Origin of the sequence: Pseudomonas sp. CP4 (assembly GCF_047758505.1) — a bacterium.
Classification (GTDB): domain Bacteria; phylum Pseudomonadota; class Gammaproteobacteria; order Pseudomonadales; family Pseudomonadaceae; genus Aquipseudomonas; species Aquipseudomonas fluorescens_AO.
The window spans coordinates 5,631,383-5,645,110 of the sequence record NZ_CP180489.1; the positions used below are offsets into that span (position 1 = coordinate 5,631,383).

The following is a 13,728-nucleotide window of genomic DNA, read 5'->3' on the forward strand; positions in this document are numbered from 1 at the left end:
AGCACTCGAGCTTGCGCTCATTGTTGAGTGGGGCGGCTGTGCCGCGGGCAGCTGCGCTGCTTTGCTTTTCTGCGGGAGCGAGCCTGCTCGCGATAGCTATCTCAAAGATACGAGTGAATAACGGGCCTACCCTGATCCCTGTGGGAGCTGGCTTGCCAGCGATGGCGGCCTTCCCGCCGACCAGTCTGTGTCGGATAAACCCATTACCAACTGTGGGAGTGAGCTTGCTCGCGATAGCTATCTCAAAGATGCGAATGAATAGCGGATCTACCCTGATCCCTGTGGGAGCTGGCTTGCCAGCGATGGCGGCCTTCCCGCCGACCAGTCTGTGTCGGATAAACCCGATACCAGCTGTGGGAGCGAGCTTGCTCGCGAAAGCGGAGTGTCATTCGCAGCTAACTAGACTGGAGAGACGCCTTCGCGGGCAAGCCCGCTCCCACAGGGGATCAGTATTTGCCAATATCGCGGTAATCCTTCTTGAGGTGATTACCCGCGAATAAACGCCAGCAAATCCGCATTGATGGTTTCAGCCTGCGTCGTTGGCATGCCATGCGGGAAGCCCGGATACGACTTCAGCGTGCCGTTGGGCAGCAGTTTCGCTGACAACGGCCCGGAGTTGGCGTAGGGCACGATCTGGTCGTCCTCGCCGTGCATGACCAGAACCGGCACGGTGACTTTTTTCAGGTCTTCGGTGAAGTCGGTCTGCGAGAACGCGACGATGCCGTCGTAATGCGCCTTGGCGCCGCCGATCATGCCTTGGCGCCACCAGTTGGCGATGATTCCCTCGGAGGGCTCGGCGCCGGGGCGGTTGTAGCCGTAGAAGGGGCCGCTCGGCACATCGCGATAGAACTGCGCGCGATTCGCCGCCAACTGCGCTTGAAAGCCATCGAACACCGATTTCGGCAAACCGCCCGGATTGCTTTCGGTCTGCACCATCAGCGGTGGTACGGCGCTGATCAATACCGCTTTGCTGACCTTGTCCTGACCATGTCGGGCAATGTAGTGGATCACTTCGCCGCCGCCGGTGGAGTGGCCGACATGCACAACGTTGCTCGTACCCAGATGATTGACCACGGCCAGCACATCGTCGGCGTAGTGATCCATGTCATGGCCGTCCCAGACCTGGCTGGAGCGGCCATGCCCGCGTCGATCATGAGCAATCACCCGAAAGCCCTGCGCGAGAAAGAACAGCATCTGCGCATCCCAGTCATCCGAACTGAGCGGCCAGCCGTGGTGGAAGTGGATTACCGGCGCGTCGCGCGGGCCCCAGTCCTTGTAGAAGATGTCGACGCCGTCTCGAGTGGTGACAAAGCCCATGGGTAATGCTCCTGACTCAAAGGAAGGTCAAACGCGATGTGTCGCGTACCGAAAGTGCAGAGGTACGACGACTCACTGCGAGCCGTTATCAACTGTAGGAGCAAAGCTGCGGTCTGCATGACCGCTGGTCACAACGTCTCGCTTGCTGCGCAAATTAGGCTTTGCTGAAAGGGATAAGCGCGGGCATCCGTAGGTTTTTGCGACCACAGCGACGCCCCTTCGCCACACCGTGAGTCTGAGGAAATCACCCGATGCTGACCCTGAATATCAATGGCAAGGATCAGGAGCTCGATGTCCCCGCCGACATGCCGCTGCTCTGGGTTCTGCGCGATGTCGCGCACCTGACCGGGACCAAGTTCGGTTGCGGCATGGCCCAGTGCGGCGCCTGCACCGTGCACGTTGACGGCGCGCCATTACGTTCGTGTATCACCCCGGCCACTGCCGTCGCCCACGGGCAGAAAATCCTTACCATCGAAGGCTTGTCCAGCGATGGCTCGCACCCGGTGCAGCAAGCCTGGGCCGAACTCGATGTGGTGCAGTGCGGTTACTGCCAGTCCGGGCAGATCATGTCCGCCGCCGCGTTGCTGGCGAAAATTCCCAAGCCCACCGACAGCGATATCGATCAGGCGCTCTCCGGCAATATCTGCCGCTGCGGCACCTATCCGCGCATTCGCGCAGCGGTCAAACGCGCCGCCGACATCGGCTGATTCAATCTCTGGGAGATAGACGATGAACAGTCCGGTATCGCGTCGCGGGTTTCTCAAGGGCAGCGCCGTGCTGGGTGGCGGCCTGATGGTGGCGTTTGTGGTGCCCGGGGCCAATCGCTTCGCCCGCGCGGCAGAGAATGAAAACAAGACGTTCGCACCCAATGCGTTCCTGCGGATCGCGGCGGACAACAGCGTCACCGTGCTGCTCGGCCATTCGGAGATGGGTCAGGGCATCTGGACCGGCCTGACCATGCTGATTGCCGAGGAACTGGACGCCGACTGGTCGAAAATCCGCGTCGAGCACTCGCCAGCCTCAGCGGCGGATTATGGTTTGCCGGCGTTCGGCGGCATGCAGATCACCGGAGGCTCGACCTCGACCTGGATGGAATTCGACCGCTACCGACTGGCCGGGGCGACGGCCCGGCAGATGCTGGTCGAGGCCGCAGCAAAACGCTTCGACGTCGCGCCGTCGACGATTCGCACTGAGTCCGGCGTGGTCATCGCCGGGGACCAACGCGCGACCTACGGCGAACTGGCCGATGCCGCCGGGCAACTGCCGGTGCCGGATCCGAAAACCATCACCTTCAAGGAAGCCAAGGACTGGAAAGTCATCGGCAAACCGACCAAGCGCCTCGACACCCCGGAAAAGATCACCGGCCGCGCCAAATTCGGCATGGACGTGCAGTTCGAAGGCCTGATGACCGCGATGGTCGCCCGCGCCCCGGTGTTCGGTGCCACGGTGAAATCCTTCGAAGGCGCCGCAGCGCTGGCAATCCCCGGCGTGCACAAAGTGCTGCAGGTGCCCAGCGGGATAGCGGTGGTGGCCGAGCATTTCTGGGCGGCGAAGCTGGGCCGTGATGCGCTGAAGGTTGACTGGGATCTTGGGCCACTGGCCGACATGAGCAGTGAAAAACTGCTGGAGAGTTTCCGCAAACTGGCAGCGACTCCGGGCACCTCGGCCACGCAGGCTGGAGACGCCAAAGCCAATTTCGCCAAGGCCACGAAGAAAATCGAGGTCGAATACAGCGTGCCGTATCTGGCCCACGCGCCGATGGAACCGCTCAACTGCACGGTGAAAATCAGCGCCGGCAAATGTGAAATCTGGACCGGCACGCAATTTCAGACGCTGGACCAAATGGTCGCCAGCAAGATCACCGGGCTCAAACCCGAGCAGGTTGAAATTCACACCGAGTTCCTCGGTGGTGGCTTCGGTCGCCGCGCCAATCCGACCTCGGACTTCGTCGCCGAAGCCGTGCAGGTAGCGAAAGCGGCGGGCCTGCCCGTGAAAACCGTCTGGGCGCGCGAGGATGACATTCGCGGCGGCTATTACCGCTCGATGTACCTGCACAAGGCGCAGGTCGGGCTGGGCGCCGATGGCTTGCCGATGAGTTGGCAGCATGTGCTGGTCGGGCAGTCGATCATGACCGGGACGATGCTCGAGGCGGCGATGGTCAAGAACGGCATCGATGCGACGTCGGTCGAGGGCGTCGCCGACAGTCCGTATATCAAGGATCTGCCTCATCATCAGGTCGACCTGCATTCGCCGCAGACCGGCATCAACGTGCTGTGGCTGCGTTCGGTGGGCCATACCCATACCGGGTTCGTCATGGAATCGCTGATCGATGAACTGGCGACGGCGGCGGGCAAGGATCCGGTGGAATACCGACGCACGCTGCTCAAGGCGCACCCGCGCCATCTCGGCGTGCTCAATCTGGCGGTGGAGAAGGCCCACTGGGGCGCGCCGTTGCCGGACGGGCATGCCCTCGGCGTGGCGGTACACGAGTCATTCGGCAGCTACGTGGCGCAGGTTGCCGAGGTGTCGCAGGACAATCTGGCGATTCGCGTGCATCGAGTGGTCTGCGCCGTCGACTGCGGCATTGCGGTGAACCCGCAGAGCATCGCCGCGCAGATGGAGTCGTGCATCACCTTCGGCCTCGGCATGGCGTTGCACAGCAAACTCACCGTCAAGGACGGCGGCGTCGTGCAGTCCAACTATCACGATTACCAGGTGCTGCGGCTCAACGAAATGCCGGTGGTGGAAGTGCATATCGTCCCCAGCAGCGAAAAACCCGGCGGCATTGGTGAGCCCGGCGTACCGCCGACCGCGCCGGCCGTGGCCAACGCGGTGTTTGCCCTGACCGGGCAACGCCTGCGCGAACTGCCACTGCAACTGTCGGGGGTGTGAGATGAAACGACATCTGGTGTTGGGCACCGTCGTGTTGCTCGGTCTTGGAGGCTATGCCTCGGACCTGTTTGCTGAGGATCAGCAGGCGTTGCAAGCCTTTGGCACGGTGCAGAAAGTGTTCCAGAGCCCGCGCTGCCAGAACTGCCACATTCCCGGCGATTCGCCGTTGCAGTTCGACGCCGGCATCCCTCACGCCATGAATGTGGTGCGCGGCATGGACGGCAAGGGCGCCGCCGGTTTGCCCTGCGCGACCTGCCACGCCGAAAGCAATCCGCCGGCCAGTTACGGCCCTCACGCGCCACCGGGTGCGCCGCATTGGAGCCTGCCGCCAGCCGCGCACAAAATGGCCTGGATCGGCCTGCCCTCGGACCAGCTCTGCGCAATGATCAAGGATCGCGCAAGCAACGGCGATCGCGACTTCGCCGCCCTGTTAAAACACGTCAGCGAAGACAAACTGGTGCTGTGGGGCTGGAATCCCGGGGCAGGGCGCGCGCCGGTACCGGTCCCGCACGACATTTTCGTCGCGCAATTCAAGCTGTGGGCCGATGCCGGCGGGCCGTGCCCGGTGGCGCAAATGTGAAGCCTCGGCGATTTAGCGCTACGCTGAACGCATGACTGTCTACGGAGTGTGCGCATGCTGGTGCCCGGAAAACCTGCCAACGAAGCTGCACGTATTGACGTGTTGCATGGCCTCAACCTCGACTCGGCCCCCGAAGAGCGCTTCGATCGCCTGACGCGCCTGGCCAAGCGCTTGTTCAACGTGCCGATCGCCCTGGTCACGCTGGTCGACAAGGATCGCCAGTGGTTCAAATCCTGTGTGGGGCTGGATGTCAGCGAGACGTCGCGCGACGTCTCTTTCTGCGGCCATGCAATTTTGCAAAACGAGCTGATGCTGGTCCCCGATGCGCTGGAGGATGTGCGCTTCCATGACAATCCGCTGGTCACCGGCGCACCGAATATCCGCTTTTACGCCGGTTATCCGCTGACCGTGCCCGACGGCAACAAAATGGGCACCTTGTGCCTGATCGATACCAAGCCTCGCCATCTCGATGACGAAGAGCGCGCGCTGCTGCGCGACCTCGCCGAGATGGCCGAGCAGGAGCTGATGGCGGTGCAAATGGCGAGCATGGATGAGCTTACGCTGTTGTCCAATCGCCGTGGTTTCAAGCAACTGGCCCAGCATGCACTGGATGCTTGCGCGCGCCTGAATCGCCCGGCGACGCTGCTGTTTTTCGACCTCAACGATTTCAAGCAGATCAACGATCTGTACGGGCATGCCGAGGGCGACAGTGCGCTGAAAACCTTCGCCGATGTGTTGCGCATTGCCTTTCGCGAGAGCGACGTGGTCGGGCGCTTGGGCGGCGATGAGTTCGTCGCGTTGCTGACCGGCTCCAGCCACGTCGAAACCACACGGATCATGGCGCGGCTCAAGGAAATCCTTGAAGAGCGCAACGCCACGTTGCACCGCGGTTATGCGATTCGCTTCAGTGTCGGCCAGATCGAATACGACCCCACGCGACACGAAACCGTCGACCGCCTGCTGGCCGATGCGGATGGCGCGATGTATGCGCACAAACAGGCGTTGAAAGGCTGCTAGTCCTGGCGCGAATCCTTTGTAGGGGTGAGCCTGCTCGCGATAGCGGTGGTTCAGGCAGTGTCGCAGTCACAGACAGAACGCTAGCGCGAGCAGGCTCACTCCTACAGAATTCGATGGTGCACCCGGAGGTTCAGCGCTTGGGCGGGCTCAGCTTCTGGTAAAACGCCAGCCATTTATCATGACAGGCTTCAACATCCTTGAGTGCAGGCGCCTTCAGGGCTTCCCGCAGCGCTTGGGCTTCATGGGCGTCGAACAGATGCCGGACGGCGGTGCTGGCGATGGCGTTGACTTTGTTGGAGGAAAAGCTGTCAGGCACGGCGGTGCGCGTTTGTTCCTCCAACGGTTCCCCTTGAATTTCGAGGCGACTGATAAACGCTTTACAGGTAGCGTTTGCGCGAGGCTCGGTGCCATGCCGGTAGGCTTCGGCGTCGAAGGGCAGCGCTTTCGCCGGTTCTTTCGCGGCCGATGGCTTAAGTGCAGCGATGTCGACATCACGGCGCAAAACCACTTCATTTCTGCAGGTGAAAATTTCGAATACTCGGGTCGGGGTTCCGTGCAACAGCGCGAGGATGGCAAACGGGGCAGCGTCGGCAGTTGATGTGCTCGCGCTGGGCGATGCAGAGCGCAGGGCAAGCAATTCCAGCCGGTGTTCTTCGATATCGAGCCTTTGTGCCAGCGGCAGACGGCAAATCGCCTCCTTGATCAGGGCAATATGGGCCTCTTTCATTTGCACGACGCGGGCCTCAAGTGCGGTTTTGAACAGGCTCGCGACGTTGTTCAATCGGGCAAAGGACGCGTTCATGGTGGTCAGCGACAACTGTTCACTGCTTGATTGCCAGGCCTTCATATCGTCCGAGAGCTTGCCGGCCACGTGCAATTGGCTCAGCGAGTAAAGCGGCGCAGAAGCTTGTCCGTGTGATTCCGAGCGAGACAGTACCTTGGCCTCCAGATACGGATTATCAGCAAACACGTTGCGCAGATCCGACTGCGCGATTGTTGCAGGCGTGGGGAAAGACGCCAGAAAGGCCCGATGGTATAAGCCGCGCATCAACCGATTGTGACTGCGAAAAACCCGATCGGCGCGCTTCAGCGTCGCGGCGTCGTACACCGTGACCGGGCATTCGGCATTACGCTGGATCAATCCTCTGGCGACCGCCCAGTCAACGATCACCGAGGCGCAGGCTTCACCGCGCAGAAACTTGTAAAAATCCGCAGGCGCCGGGCCTTTCGTCAGGGCACTGAGTTGTCCGAACGTCATCAGGCGGGCCACACCAGGGAAACGACTTTCAATGTAAAGCACGACCTGTTTCAACCTGACCCAGCGCAGGCAACTCATGTAAGCGATGAATGCCGGAATATCGCGTGTGAGGAATTCCGGCGCCATGGCCGACAGCAGAAGATGGGTCGCCAGGGTCTTGTTTTTGATCGGTGCCAGACCGGGTTGCCGATCAATGAAACGTCGTACTTCATCGTAACGCTCGCCCCAGAAATCGCTGTCCTCCAGACGCTGGCCGATGATGCGGTTCAGGTCCTCGCCGGCGCTCGGCTCCAGACTGAGAATCAACGCAGCGAGCAACAGGCGGTCGCGGTTGGTCGCCACCAGACGCTTGTTCTGGCCCGGCGGCGCGAGCTTTGCAAGCAGTTGATTGCCCAATGTGCGCGCGCGTGGCGTGATCAGGATACAGCTGATCAGGTAGTCGGCCTTGGCCTTGAGCGTTGCAAGCGGCAAGTCGGTATCGACGCCTTCGCTCAGATAGTCGATCAACGGTACCGAGTCCTTGGGCAAAAACGATTGGGTGGTGTCGATGACGATCTGGCGTTGCGCAGCGCTGAATCGCTCGGTCCGGGTGCCGGGCTGGCCTAGCAGGTACCACTGGTTCATGTGCCCGGGGCGCATGTGCAGATTGATCTTGTTCCAGTGGGCAAGGGACAGGGCCTGTTGAACAGTCCTCGGCAGCGGCAACTCGTAGAATCGCAGCATCTGCGCGAGCGTGACTCGCCCGTTGGAGCGCAAGGCGCCGCCAGCTTTGCGTGCCTTGACTTTGAGTTTGTCGCGATAGAGCTTCAGGTCCGCGTGGCCTTCTACCTGTGCCGTTAACGTGACCCAGCCTTGCGCACTGGCAGTGCCTACATGACCGGATTCAGTCACCAGCAGTTGACTGTCTGCGGGTAAGCCGCGCTGCCGCAGAAGGTTCTGAAAATCGGCGTTGGAACTGAGTAGTTGCAAGTCACTCTGGCCGTCTGCGATCCATTCTGCCAGTGCAGACTCCGGATGCGGATCACTGAATTCCTCGTAATCGATCCTGGCCGTCGGTGGCTTGTTCCAGCTCAGTGCTTCCAGGCGCTTGACGATGTGCCGAGCGTCTTCCAGATCAGCGAAGTCTTCGCGATAGCGGCGGATGGGCGCGCCAGTCTGCACGTAGTCGCTGACGTAGGGCAATTGCGGCCAGCGCTGTTGTCGCAGGCGTTGCGCCAGCGCTTTGGCTGCTTCGGCGTCCTCTGGCAAAGCAAACTCGTAGCGACGCAGGAGTTCGCCCAGTTTGAGGCGAGGCCCTCTGACGGGAGCGGAAACAGAAGCCGAAGTGAGTGTTACCGGCGTGTCGAGAAAGCCTCGCTGCTCGAACGGATCGCTCGCCAGCAGCACCTCGTCGATTCGCTCGGCGATGGCCTGTAAATCCTCCAGTTGCGCGTTGCGCTCCTTGACGAGCGCTGAAGTGGTCTGGCCGTTTTCATCAATGGCGGCCAGACCGGTTTTCTTCAACTCGGCGACGAGGACTCGGGCCTGAATCTGGTTTTGCGGTTCCGGATAACCGTAGAACGCCAGAACCACTTGCCGTGGAAAGCGATACAGCGGGTTGGCGGACTTGCCGCCGATATAGGGTAGACCTGACCCGGCGGGGTCAATGCGCTGGGAAATCGACAGCAGCATCGGCGCCATCTGCCACCAGCCGGAATCATCTTCCAGCCGAAAGGTGCGTACGTCGCTGGAGCCGTTCGAGGGAATCTGCGCTTGCAGGGTATCGCCCTTGATCTGCAGGGTGTCCAGATCGATGTGAAAGCGACTTGCCCAATCGAGAAATTCAGGACGTTCGAGGGCGCTCCAGTAAAGCTCCATCCACTCGCGCAGCCGGCATGCACGGGGAACCTCCAGCGTTCGCTCTGGCGCGGTGGCGCTGACCACCGGCACGGCGGTCAATTCTGCAATGAGATTCTGAATCAGCGTCTGTTCATGTACCGGTGTGTCGTCCATCTGCGCCTCCCTGGCGGCTGCTAAGCATCGAGCGCCGAGTATCAAAGGCAGGGCAGGGTGGTTGGCGGTACATATGTAGTTGGGCGAGCTTTTCTGCAGGCATAAAAAAACCCGCCGGATTTGGCGGGTTTTCTATCGGCTACAGGAAGATCACTCTTCGATGTTGCCCATCGCGGTGGTGTTGAAGCCGCCGTCGACGTACATGATTTCACCGCTGATGCCCGACGCCAGGTCGGAGCACAGGAAGGCGCCGGCGTTGCCGACTTCTTCAATGGTGACGTTGCGGCGCAGCGGAGTCTGCGCTTCGTTGGCGGCCAGCATCTTGCGGAAGTTCTTGATGCCGGAAGCGGCCAGAGTGCGGATCGGGCCCGCCGATACGCAGTTGACGCGGGTGCCGTCCGGGCCCAGGGAACCGGCCAGGTAACGGACGCCGGCTTCCAGCGAAGCCTTGGCCATGCCCATCACGTTGTAGTTCGGCATGGTGCGCTCGGCGCCCAGGTACGACAGGGTCAGCAGGCTGCCGTTGCGGCCTTTCATCATTTCGCGACCGGCCTTGGCCAGGGCCACGAAGCTGTAGGCGCTGATGTCGTGAGCGATGCGGAAACCTTCACGGGTGGTGGCTTCGGTGAAGTCGCCGTCCAGTTGGTCGCCCGGGGCGAAGCCGACGGAGTGCACGATGCAGTCCAGGCCGTCCCACTTCTTGCTCAGTTCTTCGAAGACCTTGGCGATTTCTTCATCGCTGGCCACGTCGCACGGGAAGCACAGCTCAGGGCTCGAACCCCAGCCTTGTGCGAACTCTTCGACGCGACCCTTGAGTTTGTCGTTCTGATAAGTGAAGGCAAGCTCAGCGCCCTCGCGATGCATGGCGGCAGCGATGCCGGATGCGATGGACAGCTTGCTGGCGACACCGACGATCAGTACGCGCTTACCGGCGAGAAAACCCATGTGTTGCTCCTCTTTCAGGTTATTGCGCAGTGGCTGGTGCCAGAAAAGCGGCTTCCAGCAACTGCTGTGTATACGGATGTTGGGGGGCGGCAAAAATACTTTGCGCGTCTCCCTGTTCGACCACTTGGCCATGCTTGACCACCATCAGCTGGTGGCTCAGCGCTTTGACGACAGCCAGGTCATGGCTGATGAACAAATACGTCAGGTTGTACTTGGCTTGCAGTGAACGCAACAGCTCCACCACTTGCCGCTGCACCGTGCGGTCGAGCGCCGAAGTCGGCTCGTCCAGCAGGATCAGCGCCGGTTTCAGCACCAGGGCCCGGGCAATGGCGATTCGCTGCCGTTGCCCACCGGAAAATTCGTGGGGGTAGCGGTGCCGGGTTTCCGGATCCAGACCTACCTCCTTCAATGCCGCGATGATCGCCGCTTCCTGTTCGGCTGCGGTGCCCATCTTGTGTATCCGCAGGCCTTCGCCGACGATGTCGTTGACGCACATGCGCGGGCTCAGGCTGCCAAACGGGTCCTGAAACACCACCTGCATTTCCCGCCGCAGCGGGCGAACCTCACTCTGCGTCAGGCAGTCTAGCTGCTTGCCTTCAAAGCGGATCGCGCCTTTGCTGCCGATCAGACGCAAAATCGCCAGACCGAGGGTGGATTTGCCGGAGCCACTTTCGCCGACGATCCCCAGGGTCTGGCCCTGAGGCAGGCTGAAATTGATGCCGTCCACTGCCTTGACGTAATCCACCGTGCGCTTGAGCAGGCCTTTCTTGATCGGGAACCAGACTTTCAGGTCCTCGACTTCGAGCAGCGGCGCGCCAATCTCATTGCTCGCGGGGCCGCCGCTGGGCTCCGCGCCGAGCAATTCCCGAGTGTACGGATGCTGCGGCGAACGGAACAGCTCTGCGCACGATGCCTGTTCGACGATGCAACCGCGCTGCATGACACATACGCGATGCGCAATTCTTCGCACCAGGTTCAAATCGTGACTGATCAGTAGCAGCGACATGCCCAATCGAGCCTGAAGTTCCTTGAGCAAATCGAGGATTTTCAGCTGAACGGTCACGTCCAGCGCCGTGGTCGGTTCGTCGGCGATCAGCAGTTCCGGCTCGTTGGCCAGGGCCATGGCGATCATCACCCGTTGCCGCTGGCCGCCGGACAATTCATGGGGCAGGGCCTTGAGGCGCTTGTGCGGCTCGGGAATGCCGACCATTTCCAGCAACTCCAGCGTGCGTTTGGTCGCGACTTTGCCGCTCAGACCCTTGTGGATGCCGAGCACTTCATTGATCTGCTTTTCGATCGAGTGCAGCGGATTCAACGAGGTCATCGGCTCCTGAAAGATCATGGCGATGCGGTTGCCACGGATGTGACGGATGGTCTTCTCGCTCAAGTCCAGCAGGTTCTGCCCGGCGTACTTGATGCTGCCGGCCGGATGCCGCGCCATCGGGTAGGGCAGCAGGCGCAGGATCGAATGCGCCGTGACCGATTTGCCCGAGCCCGATTCGCCGACCAGCGCCAGGGTCTCGCCGCGCTTGATGTCGAAGCTCACGCCTTCGACCACACGGTGTACGCGCTCGCCGAAACCGAATTCGACGGCGAGGTCGCGCACTTCGATCAGATTGTCCTGATTCATTTCACTTCCTCGGGTCGAAGGCATCGCGAGCGGACTCGCCGATAAACACCAGCAGACTCAACATCAGCGCCAGCACGGCAAACGCGCTCATGCCCAGCCACGGCGCCTGCAGGTTGGATTTGCCTTGCGCGACCAGTTCGCCCAGCGACGGACTGCCGGCCGGCAAGCCGAAACCGAGGAAGTCCAGTGCAGTCAGGGTGCCGATGGCGCCGGTGAGGATGAACGGCATGAAGGTCATGGTCGAGACCATGGCGTTGGGCAGGATGTGACGGAACATGATCGCGCCGTTCTGCATGCCCAGCGCGCGGGCCGCGCGCACGTATTCGAGGTTGCGGCCACGCAGGAACTCGGCGCGCACCACGTCGACCAGGCTCATCCACGAGAACAGCAGCATGATGCCCAGCAGCCACCAGAAATTCGGCTGGACGAAACTGGCGAGGATGATCAACAGATACAGCACCGGCAGCCCCGACCAGATCTCGAGAAAACGCTGCCCGGCCAGATCGACCCAGCCGCCGTAGAAACCCTGTAGCGCCCCGGCGATCACGCCGATGATCGAGCTCAACACGGTCAAGGTCAGCGCAAACAACACGGAAATGCGGAAGCCGTAGATCACCCGCGCCAACACGTCGCGGCCCTGATCGTCGGTGCCCAGCAGGTTGTCCGCCGAGGGCGGCGCCGGGGCCGGGACTTTCAGGTCGTAGTTGATGCTCTGATAGCTGTAGGGGATCGGCGCCCACAGAATCCACGCGTCCTTGGCCTTGAGCAGCTCACGGATGTACGGACTCTTGTAGTTGGCTTCCAGCGGGAATTCGCCGCCGAAGGCGGTTTCCGGGTAGCGCTTGATCGCCGGGAAATACCAGTTGTTGTCGTAATGCACGACCAGCGGCTTGTCGTTGGCAATCAGCTCGGCGCCCAGACTCAGGCCAAACAGGATAAGAAACAGCCACAGCGACCACCAGCCACGCTTGTTGGCCTTGAACAGTTCGAAGCGTCGGCGGTTGAGAGGGGACAGGTTCATCTCAATGCTCCCGGCTTGCAAAGTCGATGCGCGGATCGACAAAGGTGTAGGTCAGGTCGCCGATCAGTTTCACCACCAGCCCGAGCAGGGTGAAGATGAACAGGGTGCCGAACACCACCGGGTAATCGCGGTTGATCGCCGCCTCGAAACTCATCAGGCCGAGGCCGTCGAGGGAGAAAATCACTTCAACCAGCAACGAGCCGGTGAAGAAAATGCCGATGAATGCCGACGGGAAACCGGCGATCACCAGCAGCATGGCGTTGCGGAACACGTGGCCGTAGAGCACGCGATGGCGGGTCAGGCCTTTGGCCTTGGCGGTGACCACGTACTGTTTGTTGATCTCGTCGAGGAAGCTGTTCTTGGTCAGCAAGGTCATGGTCGCGAAGTTGCCAATCACCAGCGCCGTCACTGGTAATGCCAGATGCCAGAAGTAATCGAGGATCTTGCCGCCGAAACTCAGCTCATCGAAGTTGTTCGAAGTCAGCCCGCGCAGGGGGAACCAGTCCAGATAACTGCCGCCTGCAAATACCACGATCAGCAGGATCGCAAACAGAAACGCCGGGATCGCATAGCCGACGATGATCGCCGAACTGGTCCATACGTCGAAGTGGCTGCCGTGCCGCGTGGCCTTGGCGATGCCCAGCGGGATCGACACCAGGTACATGATCAGCGTGCTCCACAGCCCCAGCGAAATCGACACCGGCATCTTTTCCTTGATCAGGTCGATGACCTTGGCGTCGCGGAAGAAACTGTCGCCGAAATCCAGCTGCGCGTAGTTCTTGACCATGATCCACAGGCGTTCCGGGGCCGATTTGTCGAACCCGTACATGTGCTCGATTTCCTTGATCAGCGCCGGGTCCAGCCCCTGCGCGCCACGATAGGACGAGCCGGCCACCGCCACCTCGGCACCGCCGCCGGCAATCCGGCTGGTGGCGCCTTCGAAGCCTTCGAGCTTGGCGATCATCTGCTCGACCGGCCCGCCGGGCGCGGCCTGGATGATCACGAAGTTGATCAGCAGGATGCCGAACAGGGTCGGGATGATCAGCAGCAGTCGCCAAAAGATATACGCCAGCATC

10 protein-coding genes are annotated in these 13,728 nt (G+C 61.2%); 4 read left to right on the forward strand and 6 right to left on the reverse strand.

Annotated elements, in window-relative coordinates:
* Positions 1-486 precede the first annotated feature (486 nt).
* Complete coding sequence (locus tag ACMYUN_RS25390) at positions 487-1,317, reverse strand: alpha/beta fold hydrolase (RefSeq protein WP_039763251.1); 831 nt, start codon at positions 1,315-1,317, stop codon at positions 487-489.
* Between the two features lie 251 nt (positions 1,318-1,568).
* Here ACMYUN_RS25390 and ACMYUN_RS25395 point away from each other — a divergent pair, with 251 nt between their 5' ends.
* Genes ACMYUN_RS25395 through ACMYUN_RS25410 form a run of 4 tightly spaced genes read left to right on the forward strand, consistent with a single transcriptional unit; the run spans position 1,569 to position 5,806 of the window.
* Complete coding sequence (locus tag ACMYUN_RS25395; RefSeq protein ID WP_007956954.1) at positions 1,569-2,024, forward strand: (2Fe-2S)-binding protein; 456 nt, start codon at positions 1,569-1,571, stop codon at positions 2,022-2,024.
* Between the two features lie 22 nt (positions 2,025-2,046).
* A complete protein-coding gene (locus ACMYUN_RS25400; RefSeq protein WP_415762112.1) occupies positions 2,047-4,209 on the forward strand; it encodes a molybdopterin cofactor-binding domain-containing protein in 2,163 nt (720 codons plus the stop codon).
* A gap of 1 nt (position 4,210) precedes the next feature.
* Positions 4,211-4,789, forward strand: a complete 579-nt coding sequence (locus ACMYUN_RS25405) for a hypothetical protein (RefSeq protein WP_415762113.1) — start codon at positions 4,211-4,213, stop codon at positions 4,787-4,789.
* A 54-nt stretch (positions 4,790-4,843) separates the two neighbouring features.
* Positions 4,844-5,806, forward strand: coding sequence for a sensor domain-containing diguanylate cyclase (locus tag ACMYUN_RS25410; RefSeq protein ID WP_415762114.1), 963 nt, complete (start codon positions 4,844-4,846; stop codon positions 5,804-5,806).
* A gap of 130 nt (positions 5,807-5,936) precedes the next feature.
* On the opposite strand, the gene ACMYUN_RS25415 is transcribed toward ACMYUN_RS25410, so the two are convergent.
* From ACMYUN_RS25415 to ACMYUN_RS25435, 5 genes are all read right to left on the reverse strand, one after another.
* On the reverse strand, positions 5,937-9,056 hold the full coding sequence (locus ACMYUN_RS25415; RefSeq protein WP_415762115.1) for a hypothetical protein: 3,120 nt from the start codon (positions 9,054-9,056) through the stop codon (positions 5,937-5,939).
* Between the two features lie 150 nt (positions 9,057-9,206).
* The gene (gene fabI / locus ACMYUN_RS25420) at positions 9,207-10,001 is read right to left on the reverse strand and encodes an enoyl-ACP reductase FabI (RefSeq protein ID WP_003202751.1); all 795 of its coding nucleotides are present in this window, start codon (positions 9,999-10,001) and stop codon (positions 9,207-9,209) included.
* A 19-nt stretch (positions 10,002-10,020) separates the two neighbouring features.
* Positions 10,021-11,631, reverse strand: coding sequence for an ABC transporter ATP-binding protein (locus ACMYUN_RS25425; RefSeq protein WP_130000052.1), 1,611 nt, complete (start codon positions 11,629-11,631; stop codon positions 10,021-10,023).
* Position 11,632: 1 nt separating this feature from the next.
* Positions 11,633-12,652, reverse strand: a complete 1,020-nt coding sequence (locus ACMYUN_RS25430) for an ABC transporter permease (protein ID WP_016774153.1) — start codon at positions 12,650-12,652, stop codon at positions 11,633-11,635.
* Position 12,653: 1 nt separating this feature from the next.
* Positions 12,654-13,727 carry a microcin C ABC transporter permease YejB gene (locus ACMYUN_RS25435; RefSeq protein WP_415762116.1) on the reverse strand — a complete coding sequence of 358 codons (1,074 nt, stop codon included), beginning with the start codon at positions 13,725-13,727 and terminating at the stop codon, positions 12,654-12,656.
* Between the last annotated feature and the right edge of the window lies 1 nt (position 13,728).